17 protein-coding genes and 2 pseudogenes are annotated in these 23,337 nt (G+C 59.9%); 5 read left to right on the forward strand and 14 right to left on the reverse strand.

The annotated features are described in order from the left end of the window. Window positions 1–3: 3 nt before the first annotated feature. The 9 genes and pseudogenes from AC15MQ_RS07650 to glnE all read right to left on the reverse strand — a co-directional run bounded on the left by AC15MQ_RS07650 (window position 4) and on the right by glnE (window position 10,519). Window positions 4–1,128, reverse strand: a complete 1,125-nt coding sequence (locus AC15MQ_RS07650) for a DegT/DnrJ/EryC1/StrS family aminotransferase (RefSeq protein WP_483079801.1) — start codon at window positions 1,126–1,128, stop codon at window positions 4–6. A gap of 13 nt (window positions 1,129–1,141) precedes the next feature. Beyond that, window positions 1,142–2,266: pseudogene (locus AC15MQ_RS07655) on the reverse strand (acyltransferase family protein). A gap of 678 nt (window positions 2,267–2,944) precedes the next feature. Beyond that, window positions 2,945–3,409: an acyltransferase gene (locus AC15MQ_RS07660; RefSeq protein WP_483079802.1), complete on the reverse strand. Its 465-nt coding sequence runs from the start codon at window positions 3,407–3,409 to the stop codon at window positions 2,945–2,947. Beyond that, the gene (locus tag AC15MQ_RS07665) at window positions 3,410–4,468 is read right to left on the reverse strand and encodes a Gfo/Idh/MocA family protein (protein ID WP_483079803.1); all 1,059 of its coding nucleotides are present in this window, start codon (window positions 4,466–4,468) and stop codon (window positions 3,410–3,412) included. A gap of 206 nt (window positions 4,469–4,674) precedes the next feature. Next, window positions 4,675–5,662, reverse strand: a pseudogene (locus AC15MQ_RS07670) (IS5 family transposase). Window positions 5,663–5,777: 115 nt separating this feature from the next. Continuing rightward, window positions 5,778–6,326, reverse strand: a complete 549-nt coding sequence (rfbC, locus tag AC15MQ_RS07675; RefSeq protein ID WP_483079804.1) for a dTDP-4-dehydrorhamnose 3,5-epimerase — start codon at window positions 6,324–6,326, stop codon at window positions 5,778–5,780. Beyond that, complete coding sequence (gene rfbA, locus AC15MQ_RS07680; RefSeq protein WP_483079805.1) at window positions 6,323–7,210, reverse strand: glucose-1-phosphate thymidylyltransferase RfbA; 888 nt, start codon at window positions 7,208–7,210, stop codon at window positions 6,323–6,325. Before rfbA ends, rfbC begins: the two co-directional genes overlap by 4 nt. A 68-nt stretch (window positions 7,211–7,278) precedes the next feature. Beyond that, complete coding sequence (locus AC15MQ_RS07685) at window positions 7,279–7,695, reverse strand: bacteriohemerythrin (RefSeq protein ID WP_287655025.1); 417 nt, start codon at window positions 7,693–7,695, stop codon at window positions 7,279–7,281. Between the two features lie 82 nt (window positions 7,696–7,777). Beyond that, a complete protein-coding gene (gene glnE, locus AC15MQ_RS07690; protein WP_483079806.1) occupies window positions 7,778–10,519 on the reverse strand; it encodes a bifunctional [glutamate--ammonia ligase]-adenylyl-L-tyrosine phosphorylase/[glutamate--ammonia-ligase] adenylyltransferase in 2,742 nt (913 codons plus the stop codon). 162 nt (window positions 10,520–10,681) lie between these two features. Between glnE and AC15MQ_RS07695 the strand changes: the two genes are divergently transcribed. The 3 genes from AC15MQ_RS07695 to tldD all read left to right on the forward strand — a co-directional run bounded on the left by AC15MQ_RS07695 (window position 10,682) and on the right by tldD (window position 17,098). Next, the gene (locus AC15MQ_RS07695; protein WP_483079807.1) at window positions 10,682–14,659 is read left to right on the forward strand and encodes a YhdP family protein; all 3,978 of its coding nucleotides are present in this window, start codon (window positions 10,682–10,684) and stop codon (window positions 14,657–14,659) included. Next, complete coding sequence (locus AC15MQ_RS07700) at window positions 14,640–15,485, forward strand: carbon-nitrogen hydrolase family protein (RefSeq protein WP_483079808.1); 846 nt, start codon at window positions 14,640–14,642, stop codon at window positions 15,483–15,485. The genes AC15MQ_RS07695 and AC15MQ_RS07700 overlap by 20 nt, the downstream gene beginning before the upstream one ends. A gap of 164 nt (window positions 15,486–15,649) precedes the next feature. Continuing rightward, complete coding sequence (gene tldD, locus AC15MQ_RS07705; RefSeq protein ID WP_483079809.1) at window positions 15,650–17,098, forward strand: metalloprotease TldD; 1,449 nt, start codon at window positions 15,650–15,652, stop codon at window positions 17,096–17,098. Between the two features lie 76 nt (window positions 17,099–17,174). Here tldD and AC15MQ_RS07710 read toward each other — a convergent pair whose 3' ends face one another. From AC15MQ_RS07710 to mltA, 5 genes are all read right to left on the reverse strand, one after another. Further along, window positions 17,175–17,501 carry a BrnA antitoxin family protein gene (locus AC15MQ_RS07710; protein WP_332337562.1) on the reverse strand — a complete coding sequence of 109 codons (327 nt, stop codon included), beginning with the start codon at window positions 17,499–17,501 and terminating at the stop codon, window positions 17,175–17,177. Beyond that, entirely contained in the window at window positions 17,464–17,736 is a 273-nt protein-coding gene (locus AC15MQ_RS07715; protein WP_287655031.1) for a BrnT family toxin, read from the reverse strand. Before AC15MQ_RS07715 ends, AC15MQ_RS07710 begins: the two co-directional genes overlap by 38 nt. Window positions 17,737–17,818: 82 nt before the next feature. Beyond that, entirely contained in the window at window positions 17,819–18,280 is a 462-nt protein-coding gene (locus AC15MQ_RS07720) for a hypothetical protein (RefSeq protein WP_287655032.1), read from the reverse strand. Between the two features lie 427 nt (window positions 18,281–18,707). Then, window positions 18,708–19,910, reverse strand: a complete 1,203-nt coding sequence (locus tag AC15MQ_RS07725) for an ammonium transporter (RefSeq protein ID WP_287655033.1) — start codon at window positions 19,908–19,910, stop codon at window positions 18,708–18,710. Between the two features lie 175 nt (window positions 19,911–20,085). Continuing rightward, the gene (mltA, locus tag AC15MQ_RS07730; RefSeq protein WP_483079810.1) at window positions 20,086–21,327 is read right to left on the reverse strand and encodes a murein transglycosylase A; all 1,242 of its coding nucleotides are present in this window, start codon (window positions 21,325–21,327) and stop codon (window positions 20,086–20,088) included. 48 nt (window positions 21,328–21,375) lie between these two features. On the opposite strand from mltA, the gene AC15MQ_RS07735 reads away from it, so the two are divergent. Together AC15MQ_RS07735 and AC15MQ_RS07740 are read left to right on the forward strand one after the other, a co-directional pair. Next, window positions 21,376–22,338 carry an ATP-binding protein gene (locus AC15MQ_RS07735; RefSeq protein ID WP_483079811.1) on the forward strand — a complete coding sequence of 321 codons (963 nt, stop codon included), beginning with the start codon at window positions 21,376–21,378 and terminating at the stop codon, window positions 22,336–22,338. Window positions 22,339–22,375: 37 nt separating this feature from the next. Further along, window positions 22,376–23,323, forward strand: a complete 948-nt coding sequence (locus tag AC15MQ_RS07740; protein ID WP_483079812.1) for a Nudix family hydrolase — start codon at window positions 22,376–22,378, stop codon at window positions 23,321–23,323. Window positions 23,324–23,337: the final 14 nt, after the last annotated feature.

The following is a 23,337-nucleotide window of genomic DNA, read 5'->3' on the forward strand; positions in this document are numbered from 1 at the left end:
GCTCTATCTCGCTACACTAGCGTGTTCAACACAGAATTCTCGAACCGATTCAATCACCCAGGCAATCTGCTCGTCATTCATTTCCGGAAAAATCGGAAGCGACAGAATTTTGGATTGATTACTCCACGCATTAGGAAAGTCCGCGGGTCGATGTCCATAGCGGGCGTACGCGGGAAGGAACGGGAGTGCCACGGGATAATTGATCACCGTTTGAATGCCTCGATCAGCAAGGTACTTTGCTAACTGGTCACGAATTTCATGGCGAATCACGTAGAGGTGATAAACGTGTCCTCTACCTTCGGCAACGAAAGGGACAGCAAGACCAGGTGAAGCACCAAGGGCGTTTGAGTACCGATTAGCAATAGATTGTCTGGCCTTGGTCCAATTAGCAAGATGGGGCAGCTTTACAGACAAAATTGCTGCCTGAAGCCCGTCCAGACGACTATTAATTCCCTCGATCTGATGATCGCCTTTTCTTAGTCCACCGTGACGAGCGAACATCGCCATCCGGTCAGCCAAAGAACCGTCTGGCGTCGTAATCGCACCGGCATCGCCCATGGCCCCCAGGTTCTTTCCTGGATAGAACGAATATGATGCCGCATTTCCAAAGCTACCCACCATTCGGCCTTTGTATCGTGCGAGATGCGCTTGAGCGCAATCTTCAATCACCCACAATTTATGACGGGCCGCGATTTCCATGATCGGATCCATGTCTGCTGGCTGTCCGTAGAGATGAACTGGAATGATCCCAACAGTGCGAGGGGTGATTCTTGACTCAATCTGGGCTGGATCAATGGTGAATGTCTCCAAATCCGTGTCGCAAAAAACCACCTTGCCTCCAGCCTGCGTAATGGTCTCGGTAGTTGAAATCCATGAGTGGGCCGGGGCAATCACCTCGTCACCCGGCTTAACCCCCAAAGACTTCATCGATACATACAGCGAATCCGTTCCATTCGCGCAAGAAACGCAATGTCTAGCACCAACCGCTGTAGCAAACTCCTGTTCGAATCGATCCACATATGAGCCACGTATGAACGAAGAGGATTGAATTACAGCAGAAATCGCCCCATCTATTTCGTTCTTTATTCCATGGTATTGACTGAGCAGGTCTGCGAATGGAACTTTCATATCATATCCAATTTTAATAGGCATACCGCTTGCCCAAATCCGTTGCCGGCTTCTCAAGAAATTTGAAACTTACAAACGAATATATGAGGCTCAAACAGAGCGCAACCAAGAATAAAAATAACTCAACCAACGAACTAAGCTTTTCGTTTTTACCCGAGAGCAGGAAAACACTTGAGATGAAAAATGGGTGAACCAAGTACAAAGTATAACTCAAGGCGCCAAGCTTTGCCAACCTACAACCCCTCAGCCAAGCGAGATTGTTCGAACCAAGGTTAAACAAAATAACAAGCAATGCCAGGGAATATAGCAAAGTGAGGTAGGTGTGCCCCCAGAGTGCCATGTTCATAGACAAATCCTTCTTTATAAAAAACAAAAACACTGGTATCACGCAAATGAGAACGACCAAGGAATTTTTGATAGCTGTTTTATTTTCTTTGGAAAGATTTAAGAATGCATCAGTTCTCCAGAAACATGCCAACAATCCACCGAGTGCCAACCCATCAAGCCGGCTCAGAGTAAAGACATACATTGCAAAAGAATTGCCAAATCTCAACCACACCCACAACCGGAAACAACAAGAGGCAATCGCAACAAAACACAGCAATTTAATCAAATTATCGCGAGACAAAAGCAAACAAACAAAAGGAAAAACCATATAGTATTGCTCCTCAATCGCCACAGACCACGTAACAGAAATTGCCCCTGGTCCCCAAACATTACTTAGTGCCATCCAGACATTCTGAATAAACAGCAGGTGATACCAAATTGGCGTATCAGCATTGAATGCCGGTGTGGCACTCGTCGAAAAAACAATTATCCAAAACACAACGACCAATACCAAGTACTAAGGAACTATTCTCAGCACTCTGCGCATATAAAAACTCATGAGAAAATTCCTGAATCCTTGTTTCCTGTCTAGAATAATCCCTGTAATAAGAAATCCGGACAAAACAAAAAAAAGATCTACGCCGGTCCTGCCAAAAATCGTTATCCAATACACGAATTTTGCCCACACTCCCAAGCTTTGATCGATTACAGCACCAGAAAAGTGCCAAATCAAGACCAAACTGACTGCAATGCCCCTCAATCCATCCAGCTCAACAATTCGTGCTCTTGGCCCAGAGGTGGCGTGGATCATGGTATTCACACTGAATCTAGGCAAGCAGATACGCGAAGTGCCATCGCCCTTAGTTTTCCGAGAATTAAGAGGACAAATAGGAAGATTAGTAGCGGAACTATTTGAATAGTTCGCCAATACGAGGCACTGTCTCTAATGGTCTCAACCAATCTAGTTTCGGCGGTGTCAAAATCAAAAAGAGTAGATGTGCGGCACATAACCCAACTGACGATCGGATAAATGATCCCAGGATGTGAGGTTTGCGCATAAGCAATTCTACTGAGTCGTCTTTACTTAACCTTTGATCAATATGCACAGCATGCGCAAGTGACATGAATGGATAGTCATCTCCACTATTCCACAAATCAACCGGAAAAGCATAGATAAACGCCAGTCTTAATGCAAGCAGTGCAAACAGCAAGAATCATATTAAGTTTTCGTTTGAGTAGCAGTCGCCAGCGGCAACCGTAAATCAGGGCGATGGCGAAAGCCATTAACGAGAATGGCCACAACGAATTTGGTGAGACCCCGCACTGAAAGATCTTGAGGGCAACCTTCCAGTCGACGGCCCTGAGCTTGGCTTTCTTGGCGAGAAGATGACTGGCCACTAAACATATTGCCAAATTTACAATTCAAGCACGCCCGACATGCCAAAAATGTACAATCGACCTAGCATTATTAATCTAGCAGCCACAAACACTAGAACGCTCGGATGAAAACGGCAGGAACACCGGCATAGACCCCAGATTTTACAATATTAGTGGTCACGACTGAACCTGCACCAACTACAACATCATCACAAATATTCACAGGAAGAATGGTTGCGTTGCTACCTATAAAAACCCTGTTTCCAATGACCGTATTTTTCCACAACCCCTTATCCCCACGTGCCGGGCCGCCTGTCGCAAAAAGATCGTTGATGAACATCACGCCGTGGGCAACAACACAGGATTCCCCAATCGTCACCAACTCGCAGATAAAACTGTGTGACTGTATTCTGGTATTTTTCCCAACTTGAACATCTTTCTGTATCTCAACAAAGGGGCCAACAAATACATTATCCCCAAGCGAACAACCATAAACGTTGGCCGGTTCGACAATGGTCACATTTTCGCCGCAGACAACATTAACTATACCCACGTTTTTTATTATCGGACTCGGCATTCAGCGCCCTCCCAGGCGACAGTGCTTGGGACGGAAACGCAGCGGCACCTCCCGGCCAGTTTCAACAGATTCGTAGATGGCGTTGATGAGCTCAAGACTCTTCCGTCCAACCAGGCCATCCACAAGGTGCTGCTTATCATTGGCAATGCAATCGACTACATGTTCGTAATAAGCTTGATGACCAAATCCATAGACGTTGGGGGGATTGACAGAGTATTTTTCCATCACATCGGTATCGCCCGCTAGCGGGACAACGAAATTCCACGTCTTCATCTGGTTGACCGCAAACCCCCCGATTTCAACCGCACCGCCCTCACCGAGGATGGAAATAGAGCCTTCCAGATCCTTGGGGCGTACGGCTGTCGTGGCTTCGATAACACCCAATGCTCCGTTTCGGAAACGCAGCGTAACCACCGCAGTATCTTCCGCTTCGATATTGGTCAGCGCCGTCGTGCTCATGGCAAAAACGCTATCGACATCGCCAAGCATCCATTCTAGCAGATCCACATGGTGGCTTGCCTGATTGGTTAGTACCCCGCCATCAAGCGCCCAGGTGCCGCGCCAGGGATCCTGATCATAATAGGACTGGGGGCGGCACCAACGTACGCGCACCGTACCGAGAACGAGTTTCCCAAATCGGCCTGCTTCAAGTGCTTCACGCAATTTCACTACAGGCACATTGAACCGATTTTGTTTGACGACGAACAGTTTGATGCCCGCCTCATCACAGGCCCTTATCATTGAATCTGCATCGTCCAGAGTGAGTGCCATCGGCTTTTCAACGACAATATGCTTTCCATATCTTGCCAACTCAATGACGTGCCTGGCGTGATTTCCGCTCTCGGTAAGGACGACAACAACATCGATGTTAACTTCACGCATCATCTGGTGCATGTCGGCAAAGTGCGGCACTCCGAACTGATTAGAAATCTTTATTGCCTTTTCGGAAACGGCATCGCAGACAGCCACCAGGCAAGCTCCATTGATTTGGCCCAGGCCAAGAAGTTCAGAGTGCCGCTTGGCAATGCGACCACATCCCAGCAGTGCAAACTTGATCATTATAATTTACCCTTTTTGATTCTCAGCATCTTGTAGAAATGGAAAATTAGGGAACCGCTGATTAAAGCACCTTTCAGAGAGACCCGACGTCGCGAAGCCGCCTGCGGCCGTGCCAGACGTGACTGGTTATGACTGGAGGATGTTTTTTGCTCGATCCGCCGAGGATCTCTCCCTTTTCCCGCCCGTTTCCGGGCCTTCTTCGTTCATCAGGACGCAACTTGGCCGTTGAGCGCCAACAGCCTCGGCTTGGCGATCACCAGGTTAGCCAGGCCGAACAGCATGTGGAGTTGCACTATTCTTGGCCAAGCCTTTGTAACGCACCTTCCGGAAGTGGAACCGGTTCTTCACGATAGGGAAGGGATGTTCCACTTTCGATCGGATGCTGGCTTTCACCGATTCCAACTGGCGCAACAGCCGACCCCGCACGCTCTCTTCCGGCACGGCCTTGAGCTTGCCACGCTTCATCGCCACCCGCCAGACAATGTCCCGCGCCTTCAGTTTTTCCCGCTTCTCGACGCCGGTGTAGCCCGCATCCAGATACCCCGTCTTCTCGTCGCCGTGCAGGACCTGTGTGGTCTGCGTCACATCCCCGACGTTTGCCTCCGCGCCCACCACCGTGTGCACCAATCCGCTTTCGGCATCGACACCAATATGCGCCTTCATGCCGAAGTACCATGGGTTCCCCTGCTTGGTCTGGTGCATCTCCGGGTCGCGAGCCTGGGCCTCATTCTTGACCGAGGGCGGTGCGGCAAGCATCGTGGCGTCTGCGATCGTCCCTTCCCGCATCATCAGGCCCGCGGCAGACAACTTGCCATTGATCGCCTCGAATACCTTCTTCGTCAGTTCATGCTTCTCCAGCAGATGCCGGAACTGCAGCAGCGTTGTCGCATTCGGTGCCAATTCCCGCGACAGGTCAATCCCGACAAACCCGCGCATTGCCTGGCTGTCGGTGATCTCATCTTCCGCACCCTCATCCGACAGGTTGTACCACTGCTGTACACGATACGCCCTCAGCATCCGCTCCAGTCGTCCCACCGGCGGACTACCCCGCTCCCCCTTCGGGTAGTGCGGGGCAATCACCCCCAGCACTTCGCCCCACGGTATCACTTGCTTCATTTAGGCAAGGAACACTTCCCGCCACGTCGTCCGCTTCCTGCCTGCAAACTCCACTTGGGAAAAACTGATCTGCTTCATCGCGCGACTCAAGGAGGGTGGAATGTCCAGATTATACCCTACAGATATGTGGCGATTAAGTTAGCGGTTCCTTAAGGGTCATGCGGGCTCCCAGGAGATGGCTTGATCCACCCGCTCAGGCGAACAGTTCGACTGACGCGAGCGACAATGCAGCCGCATCCTTGGCCGCCAAGACTGGCTCGCCATCGATTGGCCAATCGATGGCGAGGGACGGATCGTTCCACAGCAGGCAGCGTTCGTACTCTGGCGAGTAATAATGGGTAGTCTTGTAGATGAATTCGGCGGTATTCGACAGGGTCAGAAAGCCATGAGCGAAGCCCGGGGGAATCCAGATCTGCAACTTGTTCTGGGCGCTGAGGATCTGCCCGACCCAGTTTCCGAACGTTGTTGAGCTCCTTCGTAGGTCGACCGCGACATCAAAGACCTCACCTTGTACTACCCGCACCAACTTGCCCTGCGTATTCGGGGGAAGCTGGTAGTGCAGGCCGCGCAGGACGTTCCTGGCAGCCCTGGAGTGGTTGTCCTGCACGAAGGCGACATCTAGCCCGGTGGCCTGCGTAAAGGCACCAGAGTTGTAACTTTCAAAAAAGAATCCGCGCTCGTCGCTGAAAACCTTCGGTTCGATAAGCAGGACGTCAGGGATGGCGGAGGCTGTGACGATCATCCGAACACCTTGCCTTTCAGCAGTCTGAGCAAGTATTGCCCGTAGCCATTCCCAGCCAGAGGATGGGCCAGCGCCTCAAGCTGTTCCGTCGTGATCCAGCCTTGGCGGAAAGCGATTTCCTCCGGGCAAGCGACCTTGAGGCCTTGGCGCTTTTCGATGGTAGCGATGAATTGGCCGGCTTCGAGCAGGCTGTCGTGAGTGCCGGTGTCGAGCCAGGCGTAGCCGCGACCCATGATTTCGACATTGAGACTGCCTTGTTCGAGGTAAAGGCGGTTGAGGTCGGTGATCTCGAGTTCGCCACGGGGTGAGGGCTCGAGGTTGTGCGCAAGGTCGACGACCTGGTTGTCGTAGAAATAGAGGCCGGTGACGGCGTAGTTGGACTTCGGTTGCTTAGGCTTCTCTTCGAGGCTGAGCACCTTGCCGCTGGCGTCGAATTCGGCGACGCCATAACGCTCGGGCTCATGGACGTGGTAGGCGAAGACCGTGGCGCCTGTGCCGCGCTGGTCGGCGTGACCGAGAATCTGGTGGAAGTCATGACCGTAGAAGATGTTGTCGCCGAGCACCAGGGCCGAATTATCGTTGCCGATAAAGTCTGCGCCGATGAGGAAGGCCTGGGCGAGGCCATCCGGGCTTGGCTGGACAGCATATTGCAGGTTGAGCCCCAACTGGCTACCGTCCCCGAGCAATTGCGCGAAGCGCGAGGTGTCCTGCGGGGTAGAGATAATCAGGATGTCTCGGATGCCGGCCAGCATCAGCGTGCTCAGCGGGTAGTAGATCATCGGCTTGTCGTAGATCGGCAGCAACTGTTTGGAGATCGACAGGGTGGCCGGATGCAGCCGGGTGCCCGCGCCTCCGGCGAGGAGGAGACCCTTGCGGGCAGTCATTGTCTCGTCATCCTGCGGCTCCTTCTTCCGGGACTCTTCAACACGCCTGGAATCGCACAAGGTATGAGCTAGCGCCGCTGCTGCGCAAAGAGGGGCTTGAGCAGCATGTCCTCCTGGAAGATGTGGTTGACCAGCCAGTGCCGGAGGAGCTGCGCGATCTCTCCAGCGATTGCCGCAGCCGCCTCGGGTGTCGCCAGCGCCTGGACGCGGCTGCGGATCTGATCGAGTTCACGCAACAACTCACGGTGTCGCTGCGCGTGCTGGTCATACCTGATGTAGCGCAGTTCCACCTGTAACTTTTCTTCCCGATCAAAATGCTCGCGGGCGTATTGCTCCAGTTGCTCCAGGACGATATCGATGACATCCCGATACGACTCGCTGCGCAGCGCCAGTTCCACCGTGTTGATCAGGCACATCAGATAACGATGGTCCGCGTCGATCATGGTGTTCCCGACACTCATCTTCTGTTCACGCCAAACGATCATTGCCGTAACTCCCTGCGCCCCGTGCGCGCTGTGCTTCGGTGCTGCCCACCGGCAGTGTAAACCATTACCTTGGCGTATCCGGTCATGAAATGCCGAATACGGCCTGCCACAGGGCGCGAACCGCGTCGATGCGACGGGCGACAGAGGCACGTTCCACGCGTGCGCGGCGTCCGGCGTTCAACCGCAGGGCGTGTTGCATGCGTCGAAAATCCCGGTAGGCGCTGCGCGTGCCGGCGGCCAGGTCGCCGGGAATCAGCCCCAGTTCGGCAGCCATTCCGAGCAACGCGAGGTTGCCGAGGTTGCCGCAAAGACGCGGGTGCGCGTGCGCGTGCCCCAGGATCAGGTACTGGACGATGAACTCGACATCGATCAGGCCACCGCGGTCGTGCTTGATATCAAAGTCTTCCTCGCTGCGTGAAGCATGCTGGTCGAGCATGCGCTTGCGCATCGACAGCACTTCTTCCCGTAATCTGTTCAGATCGCGCGGCCGACGCAGAATCTCGACGCGGATCGCTTCGAATTGCTCGCCGACGGCCGGGTCGCCGGCGCAGAAACGGGCGCGCGTCAGCGCCTGGTGTTCCCAGACCCAGGCGTGTTGCAGTTGATAGTCCCGGAAAGCCTGGATGGGACAGACCAGCATCCCCGCATCGCCGTTCGGACGCAGTCGCAGGTCGACTTCGAAGAGCGTGCCGGCGGACGTCTGGGTCGACATCCAGGTACTCATCCGCTGGCCGAGGCGGGCGTAAAGTTCGCCAGCGCCGGGTTCCGGGTCATCGTGCAGATAGACGAGGTCGAGGTCGGAGGCAAATCCGAGCTCCTTGCCGCCCAGCTTGCCATAGGCGATGACCGCGAAGCACGGCGACCGCTCGGGATGCGGGTGACGCTGGCGCAACTTCTGCCAGCACAGGTCCATCGTCGTCTGCACCATGATGTCGGCGAGTTCGCTGAGCCGGTCGGCAAGGTGTTCGACGCTGTGCATTCCGGCCATGTCCTGAGCCAGGAAATGAAAGACCTGCGCGTGGTGGGTTTCCCGCAGGATGTCCATTTCGCGTTCGGTATCGTCACGGTGCTGCGCCAGGCGCGCCTGCAGTCCTTGCTGGAAATCTTGCCAGTCGATGGCCACGTCGAAGATTCTCGAGTCGAGCAACTCATCGAGCAGGATCGGGTGGCGAGTCAGATAGTCTGCTGCCCAAGACGAACTGCCGATCAGTTCGGCAAGTTTCATCAGCACCTGTGGATACTGCTGCAGCAGGGCCAGGTAGGCGCCGCGACGGCTGATCGTGGCCAGGAAGTCGAGGCCGCGCTGCCAGGTCGCGTCGGGCATCGGCGTGGCCGCAGCGGCATCGATCAGGCGCGGGCCGAGGGCGTCGAGGCGCTCGCGGTTGCTGGCCGGCAGTTGCAGGTAGCGGCTGCTCTGGCGAAAACCCTGCAGGCGTTCGAGCATCGCCTGCGGCTGTCGGAATCCGAGGGTAGACAGCCGCTCGAGTGGATCGTCGCCACCGACCGGTCCATCCCAGAGCGCCGCCAATGGATGTCGGCCCTCCTCCGGATCGGAAAAAACCTGTTCGAAATGCCTGCCAACGGCCGAACGGTGCGTGTCGAGGACGGTCAACAGCGCCGACCAGTCGGCAAAACCCAGCGACCGTGCAATCTGCAGGCGCTCGTCGTCGCCGGTCGGCAGGCGGTGCGTCTGGGCATCATTGACGTATTGCAGGCGATGTTCGAGTCGGCGGAGAAACTCGTAGGCCACCGCCAGTTCGCGCTCGCTGTCGGCAGGCAGCAAGCGACGCTCGGCGAGCAGGGCGAGGATCTGCAAGGTCGGCCGTGCCTGCAGGGCCGGCTCACGACCGCCGCGTATCAGTTGGAAGACCTGGGCAATGAATTCAATCTCGCGTATTCCGCCAGGGCCCAGTTTGATGTGCTCGGCCATGTCCTTGCGCGCCACTTCGCGGCGAATCTGGGCGTGCAGTTCGCGCATGGCGTTGATCGCGCCAAAATCGAGATACTTCCGGAAAACAAAGGGGCGGCAGATCTCCTGCAAACCATCGACCCATTCGGGCTGCAGATTGACGCCTTCATTCATCACACGCGCCTTGATCCAGGCGTAACGCTCCCATTCACGGCCTTGCGTGATGAAGTAGTTTTCGAGCGAGCCGAGCGAGCCGACCAGCGCCCCGGAGTCGCCGTTGGGTCGCAGGCGCATGTCCACCCGGAAAACCTGGCCGTCTCCAGTGGGCTCCCCGAGGGCGCCGATCAGGCGTTTGCCCAGGCGCAGGAAGAAGTCGTAGTTGTCGATGCGGCGACGCCCGCTCGTTTGCCCTTCCTCCGGGTAGACAAAGATGTAGTCGACGTCGGACGACACATTGAGCTCTCGTCCTCCGAGTTTGCCCATGCCGATGACCAGCAGCCGTTGCGGCTGACCGCGACTGTCGAGCGGCTCGCCGAACAACTCGCTCAGTTGCCGATGGACAAAGTCGAGCGCGAAGTTGGTCGTCACGTCCGCGAGTTGCGTCATGCTTTCGACGACTTCGCTCAACGGCGCCACGCCCGCAATGTCGCGGACGATCAGCGTGGCCATCACGCGCTGACGAAGGCGACGTAACGCGCGCTTCAGGCTCTCTTCGCTGCCCGGCGCTTCCTGTGCCAGGAAATCGCACAACTGTCTGGCACCAACCGGCAGCACGACGTGTTCGTCGAGCCAGGCCGCGATCTCCGGACGGCTGGCGAGCAGTTGGCGCAGGTAACGGCTGTGGTTCTGGGCAGCCTGCCAGGGTGAATCGAGAGCGCTCGGGAGGGCCGCGTGGCCATTGATCGTGGTATTCATTGATGTCTCGCAGGGTGGCCGTCGGCCGAGGCAGCGCGCCCGGCACTGAAGACCCGGGGAAAGCCGTTACAATTAGCGGCTCGATCGTCTGTCCAGGTATTCCGACATTCTAGTGACGCTGACCGACTGTTGGCAAAAGTCTCTGTACCCCGGCCCAATCTGATGCGCCCGGAGGACTTGCGCCCGGCGCTCTACCATCGCTGGCATTACCTGATGCCGGTGATCTCGCACCCCGGCGTTCGCCTGCTCGGGCGGGCGGCGGTACGGAGCCTGGTAGTGCTCTATTTCGGCTTCGTGCTGCTGGTCCTGGCCTTGCGCTACCTGATCCTGCCGAATATCGAGAGCTACCGACCCGAAATCGAGCGCTACGTCAGCCAAACGCTGGGCCTGACCGTCGTCATCGGGAAGATCGAAGCCAGTTGGCAGGGGATCAACCCCGATCTGATCCTTTCCGATGTGCGCATTGCCGATCGACAGGGGCAACCGGCGCTGGCCTTTACCCGCGTCGAGAGCGTCCTCTCGTGGTCGTCGCTGCCACGGCTGCAAATTCGTCTGCGCTTGTTGCGCATCGACGCGCCGACGCTGCACCTGCGGCGCGACGCCGACGGCCAGTTTTACGTCGCAGGAATTGCGGTCGCGCCGGAGGGTAGTGACAGCGGGGTGGCGGATTGGGTACTGGCGCAGAAGCGCATCCGCATCAACGGTGCGACGGTGGTCTGGGATGACGCACGCCGCGGGGCGCCGCCCCTGATTCTCGAGGACCTGAATTTCGCCCTCGACAATCAGGGGCGACAGCATCGCTTCGGCCTGACGGCCTTGCCGCCAGCCGAACTGGCTTCAAAGGTCGATCTGCGGGGCGATCTTCAAGGCAAGAATGTTGCGCACACCGCTTCATGGCACGGGCGGATCTTCGCCCAGATCGACTACGCTGATCTGGCCATCTGGTCCACCTGGCTCGACTACCCGATCGCCCTCCCGCATGGCCGTGGCGCCGTGCGCGCCTGGGCGGGTTTTGCCGACGGCAACCTGTCGGAGCTGACCGCCGACCTCTCGCTCGACGATGTCAATCTTCGCCTGGCGAGGCATCTGCCGGCTCTGGAACTGGACCATATGTCCGGACGCATTGGCGCACGCTTTTCGCAGGGGCGAGTCAGCGTCGACGGGCAACGGGTCGAACTCGTGACGCGCAGGCTCCGCGGCGAAAGCGACGCCCTGCTGGAGAGCATCCACATCGAGCCAACCGATTTTCGTGTGGACTGGCAGCGCCCGGCAGAAGGCAGTTCAGTACGCGGCAGCCTCACTGCCAGCACGCTGGAACTGGCGGCTCTCGCCGGCCTTGCCGCCTATCTGCCGCTCGACACCGGGTCACGCCAGTTGTTGAACGATTATGCGCCGCGCGGCCGGTTCAGCGAGTTGCGCGCAAGTTTTCAGGGTGACGCGGAGGGCTTGCAGAGCTATGCGCTGAAAAGCAGTTTCCACGATCTGGCGCTCAGGCCAAGGGACCACATGCCAGGGATCAGCGGGTTTTCCGGCTCGCTCGACGCCAGTGAGCAAGGTGGGACGGTGCAGTTGCGTTCGCAGAAGGTCGGGATCGAATTCCCGGACGTCCTGCCGGAGTCAGCGATTGCACTGGAGACCCTGACTGCGCAAGCCAAATGGAAAATCAGCAAGGGGCGACTCGACGCCGAACTATTGCGCGCCGAATTTGCCGGACCAGATGCTGCCGGCTCGGCGCAGGGCGTGTACCAGAGGAATGGTGAGGGACCAGGCAGCATTGACCTGACGGCCACACTGACGCGTGCCGACGCGCGCGCGGTCTGGCGCTACCTGCCGGCGGCAATCAACGTGGATGCCCGTCACTGGGTCCGTGATGCCCTGAAAAGCGGCGCGGCCAGCGAGGCGAAACTGGCCCTCAAGGGCGATCTGGCAAAGTTCCCATTCCTCGACCGCAAACAGGGGCAGTTTCTGGTCACCGTCAAGGCGCATGACGTGACCCTGGATTACGGCGTGGGCTGGCCGATGATCACCGGCATTGACGCCGACCTTCGTTTCGAGGGCGTAGGCATGGCGGTACAGGCCCGGCGCGGCTCGATTCTTGGCGCCAGGCTATCGCAGACGCGCGCAGAGATCGCCGATTTCGATGCGCCGGTGTCGACGCTGAGCGTCAAGGGTCACGCCGAGGGCGACACGTCGGAATTCCTGGCGTTCATCAAGCAGAGTCCGGTGGCGAACCAGATCGATCACTTCACCGACCACATGAGCGCCAGCGGCAAGGGCCGCCTGGACATCGCGCTGCTCATTCCACTGGCCGAGGCACGACTCGGCGAGTCGAAGGTCGAGGGGACATACACCTTTCTGGCCAACGAGGTGAATGTCGATCCCGCGTTGCCGCCCCTGCGACAGCTCGGCGGCAGCCTGCAGTTCTCGGAGAAGGATTTGCGCATCCCCGAGATCAACGCCACCTTGTTCGGCGGCCCCCTCAAGATCAAGGGCGGCGTGCAGGGCGGCAAGGTGCTGGTGATCGCCAACGGTACGGTCGGCATGGACGAGGTGCGGCGACGCGTCGAATTCCCGCTGCTCGACCAGCTGTCCGGAACCGCCACCTACCGTGCCGAGGTAGGGGTCCGGAAACGCAACGTCGAGCTGCTGCTGGACTCGAACCTGGTCGGCGTCGCATCGGCTCTGGCTGCGCCATTCGGCAAGAACGCCAGCGAAGCGATGCCCCTGCATTTCGAGAATACGGCGCTGCCGACGGCGGCCGCCCCGCGCACCGGTCAGCCGGTACTGCGCGACCAGCTACGCGCCACCCTCGGCAACATCCTCAGTGTGCAACTGATCCGGCGCAAACAGGGCGAAGACAGCGTTCCCGAACGCGGTACGGTGATGATCGGTCGGCCGCTTGCGCAGTTGCCGGAACGTGGGATCAGCATCGGCATCAGTGGCAAGAACGTCGATCTCGATTACTGGCAGCGCATCCTGCGCAGCGGCGCCAGGGATGGCGCCCCCGGCGCAGGCCCTGGCGTTCCCGTTTCGGTGGACCTCAAGGCCGAAGAAGCCGTCCTGCTCGGCAGGTACTACACCGACGTAAGCGTCGGCGTCACGGGTACGTCACCCCAGTGGCGAGGTACGGTGCAGTCGCGGGAAACGGTGGGTGGCTTCCAGTGGGACGGCGCGGGAGCCGGCAAGCTGACGGCGCGTTTCAAGAAATGGCGACGGCCGGACAAGGCGAGCAGCGATGCCGAGCCCGGCGAGATCCTCAAGGAATTGCCTGCGCTGGACATCGTGGTCGACGATTTTACCGTCGGCGCCCGTCGCTTCGGACGTCTCGATGTCCAGGCGCATAACGAGGGCGGTATCTGGCGACTGGACAGGATCGAACTGCTCAACCCCTACGGGAGCCTGTCCGGCAACGGGCAGTGGCAGATCAGCAATGCCAATCGCACGCAACTCGATTTCACGCTGGACAGCAGTGATGTCGGCAAATTGCTGGACCGCCTGGGTTACGGCGGTGCGGTACGCGGCGGCAGCGCGACCCTGAAGGGCAAGATCGGCTGGAACGGGCCGCCGACCGAGCTTGACTACGCGACCTTGAGCGGTGAGATGAAGCTTGACGCCAGCAAGGGCCAGTTCGTGAAGCTCGATCCCGGCGCCGGCAAGCTGCTCGGCTTGATCAGCCTGCAGGGGCTGCCGCGTCGGTTTTCGCTTGATTTCGGCGACGTCTTCAGTGAAGGCTTCGGTTTCGACGCCATCCACGGGAAGATGACCGTGAAGAGCGGGTTGATGCACACCGATCGCCTGCAGATCGAAGGACCGGCAGCGCGAGTGGTGATGCGCGGCGACGCCGACCTGAAGCATGAAACCCAGAACCTCAATGTTACCGTGCAACCCGAGCTCGGTGGCAGCGCCGCGCTGGGCATCGCAGTGGTCAACCCGCTGGCCGGTGTTGCCACCCTGCTGGCGCACAAACTGTTGCAGAATCCGCTCAACAAAGTCTTCAGCTTCGAGTATCTGGTGACCGGCAAGTGGGACGACCCGAAAGTCGAGAAGATTTCCAGATCGGCCACTCCAGGGAGCGCATCGCCCGAACTGCCCAATCCTTCCAACTCGACCGGAGCGAGCAATGAATCGGCCCAGCAATGATTTGCAGTACGCGTCGCAAAACCGCCCCCGCGTGCGGGTTGCAGCGGTGCAGATGGTGTCAACGCCGCGCGTTGACGAGAACCTGCGTACCGCTGCGACCCTGATCGCCGAGGCGGTGGCAGGGGGGGCTGCGCTGGTCGCCCTGCCCGAGTACTTCCCGATCATGGGCATCAGCGATGCGGACAAGGTAAGGGTACGTGAATTCGATGGCCACGGACCGATTCAGGATTTTCTCGCCTCCAGCGCCCGTGAACACGCGATCTGGCTGATCGGGGGTTCGCTCCCGCTGTTGGCCGAGCAACCCGAGAAGGTGCTCAATTCCTGCCTGGCGTACAATCCGCAGGGCCAGCGCGTCGCGCGCTACGACAAGATCCACCTTTTCGGCTTCCGGCAGGGTGACGAGTGCTACGACGAGAGCGCGACCATCGAGGCCGGCCGTCAGGTCGTCGGCTTTGCCACGCCGTTTGGGCGGGTCGGCTTGTCAATCTGCTACGACCTCAGATTTCCGGAGCTTTATCGAGCGCTCGGTGTCACAGACCTGCTGGTGATTCCCGCCGCCTTCACCGAAACGACCGGGCGGGCACACTGGGAAATCCTGTTGCGGGCGCGGGCGATCGAAAACCAGTGTTATGTACTGGCCGTGGCACAGGCCGGTCGCCATGAGAACGGCCGTGAGACGCACGGCAACAGCATGTTGATCGATCCCTGGGGCGTCATTATCGCTCGCCAGGCGAAAGGACCGGGAGTGATCATCGGTGAACTTGACCCGAACCGTCTCGCCGAGGTCCGGGCCAACCTGCCGGCGCTCAGACACCGTGTCATGTGAACGGCGAACGGTCAAGACCTTCTGCGCACCGGCCTCGGGGAGCGCCAGACCTTTTTTCAATTCCCGCCAGGTGCGGGGCAAGCACCCCCCGCGCTTGGTGGGGGACGCCATTCGTGAGTCGCTGCAGCGATGTTCACGGCAACGGCAGTAGCCATGGAAACCAGATGAACGCAAAAGCTCAGACCCTTCTCGCACATGCGCGGAAAACCCTGCTCACGCCGTATGGCCTCGACGTCGCCGACCTGACGCAGGTGTTCGGCAAGATCATGACGCACCAGGTCGATTATGCCGATCTCTATTTCCAGTACAGCCGCTCCGAAGGCTGGAGCCTCGAGGAGGGGATCGTCAAGGCAGGGAGTTTCAGCATCGATGAAGGCGTCGGGGTGCGCGCCCTGGCCGGCGAGAAAACCGCCTTTGCCTATTCCGACGACATCAGCGCCCAGGCGCTCGGCGATGCTGCCGGGGCGGTGCGGGCGATTGCCGCCGCCGGGCAGGAGCGCGGCGTACCGGCGCTGAAAAGGCGAAGCGGACACCAGCTCTACGTACCGCACGACCCGCTGGCTTCGCTCGACGCCGCCAGCAAGGTCAAGCTGCTCGAGAAGCTCGAAGCCATGGCACGCGCCGAAGATTCTCGCGTCACGCAGGTCATGGCGCATCTCGCCGGCGAATACGAGGTGATCCTGGTTGCCGGCAGCGACGGGCGGCTGGCTGCAGACGCCCGACCACTGGTGCGCGTCTCGTTGACGGTCATTGTCGAAGCAGGCGGGCAGCGCGAACAGGGCTCGGCGGGCGGTGGCGGACGCACCGATTACGGCTTCTTCACCGACGCCCTGCTACAGAGCTACGCCCGCGAAGCAGTGCATCAGGCGGTGACCAATCTCGCCGCGCGCCCGGCACCGGCCGGGACGATGACCGTGGTACTGGGAGCTGGCTGGCCCGGAATCCTGTTGCACGAGGCGGTTGGCCACGGGCTGGAGGGCGACTTCAATCGCAAGGGCAGTTCGACCTTCGCCGGCCGCATCGGCAGCCGCGTTGCCGCCAGCGGGGTCACGGTCATCGACGACGGCACCCTTGCCGAGCGGCGCGGCTCACTGAACATCGACGACGAAGGCAATCCGACGCAGCGCACGGTCTTGATCGAGGACGGCATCCTCAAGGGCTACATGCAGGACGCTCTCAACGCCCGTTTGATGGGTGTCGCACCCACCGGCAATGGCCGCCGGGAATCCTTTGCCCACCTGCCGCTGCCGCGGATGACCAATACCACGATGTTGAATGGTGACAGGAGCCCCGAAGAGATCATCAAATCGGTCAAGAAAGGAATCTACGCGGTCAATTTCGGCGGTGGGCAGGTGGATATCACCAACGGCAAGTTTGTTTTCTCGATGTCCGAGGCCTACCTGATCGAAGATGGCAAGGTCACCTCGCCGGTCAAGGGCGCGACGCTCATCGGCAGCGGGCCCGACGCGATGAATCAGGTCTCGATGATCGGCAACGACATGCGTCTCGACCCCGGGGTCGGAACCTGCGGCAAGGATGGCCAGAGCGTGCCGGTGGGTGTCGGCCAGCCGACCCTGCGCATCGACGGACTGACGGTTGGCGGTACCGCCTAGACGCAAGTGACGGCACCCGGAGGGCGTGCGCGCAGCACAAGCCGTTCGCCGCTCGTTTAGTTGCCCCCGCGCCCGGTTAGCTGCCGATCGCGCGGTGTCTCTTGACGTACTGCTGCAACGCCTCATTCATGCGCGTCTGCCAGCCTTCGCCGGTCGATTTGAAGTACTCAACCACCTCGGCGCTGTATCGAACCGTTACCGCAACCTTGGTCGGGAGTTTTTGCGGCCCACGCTGGCCGGGAAGGCGAACCTTTCCCTTGGCCCAGTACTTGGCCACCGCCTCAGCGTCGTTGGGGTCGTATGGGCACTCTAAGTCTTTCATTTTCTCGGGCGCTGCCGCGATCGCGGACGCGATCTGCTCTTTGCTATAGATCGAGGGCTTTGAAGTACGCGCGCGTTTCATATTTGTCACCGTATCGACAGGAAATCACTCGGGCGCCGTCACTGCGCTCCGTCCAAACCAGGAAGACAACCCGATCACGAAACCAACCCAGACTTCGCAGCCGTTGTTCGCCGTACTGCTCGCGTTCGTCTTCCACTGTGACCATCGGGGAGTCGAATACGCAATCAACTTCGGCCAAGTCAAAGCCGTGTGCCTTGAGGTTCTTCTTGCGCTTACTCTCATCCCAGGTGATCATTAACTTATTGTAGTTACATTAAGCTCGTGATGTCCAGTCATTTCATGCTCATGAAAAATGGGGGACCACGGATTCCTGGTTTTCAGAGCAGAAGAAACAAGATAACCGGATAACCGTGGTCTGTCCCATATTTTGCATTGCGATACGAGGTCGACATCAGTGCATTGGCCGCAAAGGCGATCAGCGCAGGCGTCGATACCAGCGCACCGCCAATGGTCACGGCACCGCCGCCGATGGCCAGTTTCACCACCGACCACCAACCGAAAATCTGTACCACGAGCCATAGGCCGATCTGATACAAGGCGCCGCCGAGCAACCCTCCCACCACACCAGCCGCCGCCGACTGCGCCACCAGCAGCGCACCACCGCCTGCGAGCAGCCCGGCGGCCACCCCCGACGAAAGCGATGCCACGGTTACCGGCGTGAAACCAGACCGGTTACCCTTCGCCCGGATAACCTCGTCGGTATGATCCAGCGAATCGTTGATGGCATTGACCATCACCTGGCGTTCCTTTGCCGACAACTTCTCCCAGCGTTCCTTCATCAGTTGGTCGATGAATTCGAGGATTCGGGCTTAGATCGCCTCTTCTGCCCGGCCATCGTCCATGCGAAAGTCGGTCCATCCGACGCCAGGGTTCAAATTATCGGCAACATCGATCAGGATGCGTTTCCAGGGTAGCTCATGGTCGCTCCTGGGGTCCGCACGGATGGGGTCAACGCACGGATGGGGTCAGCAACGCACGGATGGGGTCAGCAACGCACGGATGGGGTCAGCGCACGGATGGGGTCCGCACGGATGGGGTCAGTTCTAACATTCTTACACATCAATGCGCGTGACCCCGCGAAGCAGCGGCTATCCTCCGGCATGGAAAATAGGCGCTTAAGCGGGTGTTGAAGCAAACTTACGGGGAATCCGACCGTTTAAGCGTTGCGGCCACCGACTTTCGGGTGGCCGCGTCACTCAGCTTGAACTACCAGTTGGGATCGCGCTCGGGTTCGGCCGTGATCTTGTGGATCGAAAGATCCGCGCCGTTGTACTCCTGTTCCTGGTCGAGGCGCAATCCAAAGGCCGCTCGCAGCAGGCCATAGACCAGGCAACTGCCGACCAGGGCGACGGCAACCGCCAGTCCGGTCATCAGCAATTGCGGCATGAACGCCACGCCGCCAACCCCGGCCATTGCGCGACTGCCGAAGATGCCGGCGGCAATGCCACCCCAGGCGCCGCAAAGACCATGCAGGGGCCAGACGCCGAGGACGTCGTCGATCTTCCAGCGGTTCTGGGTCAGCGTGAACATGACGACGAACAGGCCGCCAGCGACGCCGCCAACGAACAGGGCGCCGATCGGATGCATCACGTCTGAGCCGGCACAAACCGCCACCAGACCGGCAAGCGGGCCGTTGTGCACGAAGCCGGGGTCGTTTCTGCCCGCCACCAGCGCCACCAGCGTACCGCCGACCATGGCCATCAGCGAGTTCATGGCGACCAGGCCGGAGATCTTGTCGATCGTCTGTGCGCTCATGACGTTGAAGCCGAACCAGCCAACCGTGAGAATCCAGGCTCCGAGCGCAAGAAACGGAATCGATGACGGGGGGTGCGCCGACAGGCGGCCTTCCTTCGTATAGCGCCCGTGACGCGCCCCGAGCAGGACAACGGCCGGGAGGGCGATCCAGCCGCCCATCGCATGCACGACGACCGATCCGGCGAAATCGTGGAATTCTTCACCATAGGTCGCCTTCAGCCAGGCCTGAATGCCGTACGCCTGATTCCAGGCGATGCCTTCGAAAAAGGGATAGATGAAGCCGACGATCAGAAAGGTTGCCGCGAGTTGTGGATAGAAGCGCGCGCGTTCGGCAATGCCGCCGGATACGATGGCGGGAATCGCCGCCGCGAAAGTGAGCAGGAAGAAGAAGCGCGTCAGTTCAAAGCCATTCTTCTGCAGCAGGGTCTCGGCGCCGGAGAAGAAGTTGATGCCGTAGGCAAGACTGTAGCCGATGAAGAAATAGGCGATCGTCGATACCGAGAAATCGGTCAGGATCTTCACCAGCGCGTTGACCTGGCTCTTCTTGCGTACGGTGCCGAGTTCGAGAAAGGCAAAGCCGGAATGCATCGCCAACACCATGATGCCGCCAAGCAGAATGAACAGAACGTCGGTACCAGACTTGAGTGCTTCCATGACTCCTCCTGAAATTCGGGTCGAAGCCATCAAGCAAATCATGTGCCATACGTGCATGCACCAGGATTCAATGACTTGCGCCGTCCTGGGTCACGAAAATCCCTGTAGTGGTGCATTTAGCCTCAAGCACGCACCAACATGAGGCAGGAATGCACCAGACTGTGTTGCCGCCGGCCTACTTTGGTGCGGCTCCCGGCGGCAGGAGAACCCACATCTGGCCCTGCTGCTTCATGCGTCCAGCCTGGCTCCCGGCCTGCGCGCCGAAACCCCAGAAGAAGTCGGCGCGCACGACACCACGGATCGCACCGCCGGTGTCCTGTGCCACGACCAGACGACGCAGCGACGTCGCCGAGTCGGGCTGGCTGGTGGACAGGAACACCGGGGCACCCAGCGGCAGGTAGCGCGCATCGACGGCAATGCTGCGCTCGGGAGTCAGCGGCACCCCCAGAGCCCCGGTTGGGCCATCGCCCTCGTTGCCCCTGGCCGGCTGTTCGCGGAAGAACACATAACTGGGGTTGGCGTTCAGCAGTTCATTGACCCGGCTCGGGTTGGCACGCGCCCATTGCTTGATTCCCGGCATCGAAGCCTGTTCGAGGGTCAACTCGCCGCGCTCGACGAGCAGGCGTCCGATCGACTGGTAGGGGTGACCGTTCTGGTCGGCGTAAGCCAGCCGCACCGTGCTGCCGTCAGGAAGCCTGACGCGCCCCGAACCCTGCACCTGCAGAAAGAACAGTTCAACCGGATCGTCGACATAGAGCAGGATCCGGTCGGCGTAGTCCTGCTCATGACTGGTGATTTCCGCGCGCGAAAAATAGGGAACGACCTTGCCGCCCTGCAGGCGGCCGCGCAGACGCAGGTTTTTCAGATCCGGGAGTACCGTCCCGAGATCGACGGTCAGCAGATCCGCCGGGACACCGAGCACGGGCGACAGATAAGGCTTACCGCGGTTACGCGAGCCGCGCAACAGCGGCTCGTAGTAGCCGGTCACCAGACCCTTCGTCGTGCCATCCGGATTGGTCATCAACCAGGGCTGGAAACGCGACTCGAAGAAACGCCGCACGGCGGCCGTTGTCGGCCCGTTCAGAGTTCTGGCTTCGGCACAGACGGCCTGCCACTGCGGCCACTGTGGGCGGCTGGATAGCGCACGACACGACTGCAGGAAAGCCGGCCAGGCAGCCACGAGGTCATCTTCACTCCAACCCGGCAGATCGCTCCAACGCGCCGCCTGGAGCGGTTTGCTGGCCGTCGCTGGCGGTATGGCCGCGCCGGCGGCGGCGCATTGCGGGCAGACCGGACAGCTTGCAGGGGCGGGACATGCGCCCCCCGCATCCTCTCTGGTGGTACCACAACCGCTGAGCAGCACCGCCAGCAGCGTGACGAGAATCGGGAGCAAGCGCCGTGGTTGGCTTTTATGCATGGTTTGGCTAGAGTGTCGGGTTCGTCAACCTGCGAAGTATACTGTCCGATGATCGATTCCTTCCGGCAACTTGCGCGTTTTCTTGTCCGCGCCGAGCAATTCCTCGATCGTCTCGAACCCCTGCTGCCACCCGCATCGACCGGCCCGGACTGGGCTGCGGCCTGCGCTTTTCGCTGGCGTACGCAGCGCGGCACGGGTTATCTGCAGCCGATCACTCGCCTGCCCGGCATCCGGCTCGGCGACCTGCAGGACATCGATGAACAGAAGGCGAGGATCGACGCCAATACGCGTCATTTCGTCGCCGGCCTGCCGGCCAACAATGTGCTGCTCACGGGCGCCCGCGGCTCGGGCAAGTCTTCGCTGATCAAGGCCCTGCTCAACGAGTACGCGCCGCAGGGCCTGCGCGTCATCGAGGTCGAGAAGGGCGACCTGATCGATCTGCCGGACATCGTCGAAATGATCGACGGACGCCCGGAACGCTTCCTCATCTTCTGCGACGATCTTTCCTTCGATGCCGGCGACGCGCGCTACAAGGCGCTGAAGGTCGTGCTCGACGGGTCGTTCGCGGCAGCGCCGGAAAATGTGCTGGTGTACGCCACGTCGAACCGTCGCCATCTGATGCCCGAGTATTTTGCCGAGAACCTCGACCACCAGCACCAGGGTGAAGAAATCCATCCCGGTGAAGCCATCGAGGAAAAGATCTCGCTGTCGGAGCGTTTCGGTCTGTGGATTTCTTTCTATCCCTTCGATCAGGAGGCCTATCTCAAGATCGTTGCGCACTGGCTGGGCGCCTTCGGCTGTCACCAGGACGAGATCGTGTCTGCCGAACGCGACGCACTCAACTGGGCACTTGAACGCGGTTCGCGCAGCGGGCGCGTTGCCTGGCAGTTCGCCAGGGATTGGGCCGGCCGGCAGCGGGTGGCGCCGAGCCGCGCGAAGCGGCGACGTACCGCAGCGCTGCCCGTCGCCGCACCGCCGTCTGCCCGAAAACGCCCGAGGGACGGCGCGTGAGCCAGATCCGGCTGGGGCGCGTGGAGCCAGGCGACCGATGAAACAGATTACCGAAGTGGCCGCTGCGGTCATGCTGCGCGGTGACCCGGCACGCCCCGAGTTCCTGCTCGCGCAACGGCCTCCGGGAAAGGTGTACGCCGGCTATTGGGAATTCCCCGGTGGCAAGGTCGAGCCTGGCGAGACAGCGCGCGAGGCCCTGATTCGCGAACTGCAGGAAGAGTTGGGGGTCACCGTCGAGCGTGCCTGGCCGTGGCTATGCCGCGAGTTCAGCTATCCGCACGCGACCGTCCGCCTGCGCTTTTTTCGCGTCAGTGCATGGCAGGGCGAACTGACCGCGGTCGAACACAGCGCTCTGGTATGGCTGAAAGCTGGCCAGCCCCCAGACGTCAGCCCGATCCTGCCGGCCAATGGTCCGATCCTCGGCGCGCTTGCGCTCGCGCCGGTCTATGCGCTGACCAATGCCGAAGAGTACGGCATCGACGCCGAGCTGCTGCGGCTGGAGAGGGCGCTGTGCAGCGGCCTGCGCCTGCTGCAGGTACGCGACAAGGGGCTGGCGCCCGCACGGCGCAAAGCCTTTGCCGAGGCGGTGCTGGCACTGGCCAGAAACCACGACGGGACCACCGTCCTGATCAATGACGACCCGTGCCTGGCCCGCCATGTCGGCGCAGCAGGAGTGCATCTCTCGTCGAGACTGCTCTGGCAAACCGATCGGCGGCCGGATTTCGAACGCGTCGCAGCTTCGTGCCATAGCGCTGCCGACCTGGCACGCGCGGCGGAACTCGGGCTGGACTTTGTCGTCCTCGGGCCGGTATTGCCAACCGCGAGTCACCCCGAAGTGAGCGGCATGGGATGGCAAGCGTTCTCGCGTCTGATCGACGGTTCGCCGCTGCCCGTCTATGCGCTTGGCGGACTGCAGCCGGAGATGCTCGATCACGCCATGAGCCGTGGTGGACACGGCATTGCCCTGATGCGCGGCTGGCAGTAAAGCCCTGCCGAGCC

It is taken from the genome of Candidatus Accumulibacter propinquus (genome assembly GCF_056856495.1).

Coding starts and splice junctions, on each gene's coding strand:
- AC15MQ_RS07720 (WP_287655032.1), bottom strand. CDS start 18,280: ATGAAGGAACGCTGGGAGAAGTTGTCGGCAAAGGAACGCCAGGTGATG.
- AC15MQ_RS07650 (WP_483079801.1), bottom strand. CDS start 1,128: ATGAAAGTTCCATTCGCAGACCTGCTCAGTCAATACCATGGAATAAAG.
- AC15MQ_RS07685 (WP_287655025.1), bottom strand. CDS start 7,695: ATGATCGTTTGGCGTGAACAGAAGATGAGTGTCGGGAACACCATGATC.
- glnE (WP_483079806.1), bottom strand. CDS start 10,519: ATGAATACCACGATCAATGGCCACGCGGCCCTCCCGAGCGCTCTCGAT.
- rfbC (WP_483079804.1), bottom strand. CDS start 6,326: ATGATCGTCACAGCCTCCGCCATCCCTGACGTCCTGCTTATCGAACCG.
- AC15MQ_RS07695 (WP_483079807.1), top strand. CDS start 10,682: ATGCGCCCGGAGGACTTGCGCCCGGCGCTCTACCATCGCTGGCATTAC.
- AC15MQ_RS07715 (WP_287655031.1), bottom strand. CDS start 17,736: ATGATCACCTGGGATGAGAGTAAGCGCAAGAAGAACCTCAAGGCACAC.
- AC15MQ_RS07735 (WP_483079811.1), top strand. CDS start 21,376: ATGATCGATTCCTTCCGGCAACTTGCGCGTTTTCTTGTCCGCGCCGAG.
- AC15MQ_RS07665 (WP_483079803.1), bottom strand. CDS start 4,468: ATGATCAAGTTTGCACTGCTGGGATGTGGTCGCATTGCCAAGCGGCAC.
- tldD (WP_483079809.1), top strand. CDS start 15,650: ATGAACGCAAAAGCTCAGACCCTTCTCGCACATGCGCGGAAAACCCTG.
- AC15MQ_RS07725 (WP_287655033.1), bottom strand. CDS start 19,910: ATGGAAGCACTCAAGTCTGGTACCGACGTTCTGTTCATTCTGCTTGGC.
- AC15MQ_RS07660 (WP_483079802.1), bottom strand. CDS start 3,409: ATGCCGAGTCCGATAATAAAAAACGTGGGTATAGTTAATGTTGTCTGC.
- AC15MQ_RS07740 (WP_483079812.1), top strand. CDS start 22,376: ATGAAACAGATTACCGAAGTGGCCGCTGCGGTCATGCTGCGCGGTGAC.
- rfbA (WP_483079805.1), bottom strand. CDS start 7,210: ATGACTGCCCGCAAGGGTCTCCTCCTCGCCGGAGGCGCGGGCACCCGG.
- AC15MQ_RS07700 (WP_483079808.1), top strand. CDS start 14,640: ATGAATCGGCCCAGCAATGATTTGCAGTACGCGTCGCAAAACCGCCCC.
- AC15MQ_RS07710 (WP_332337562.1), bottom strand. CDS start 17,501: ATGAAACGCGCGCGTACTTCAAAGCCCTCGATCTATAGCAAAGAGCAG.
- mltA (WP_483079810.1), bottom strand. CDS start 21,327: ATGCATAAAAGCCAACCACGGCGCTTGCTCCCGATTCTCGTCACGCTG.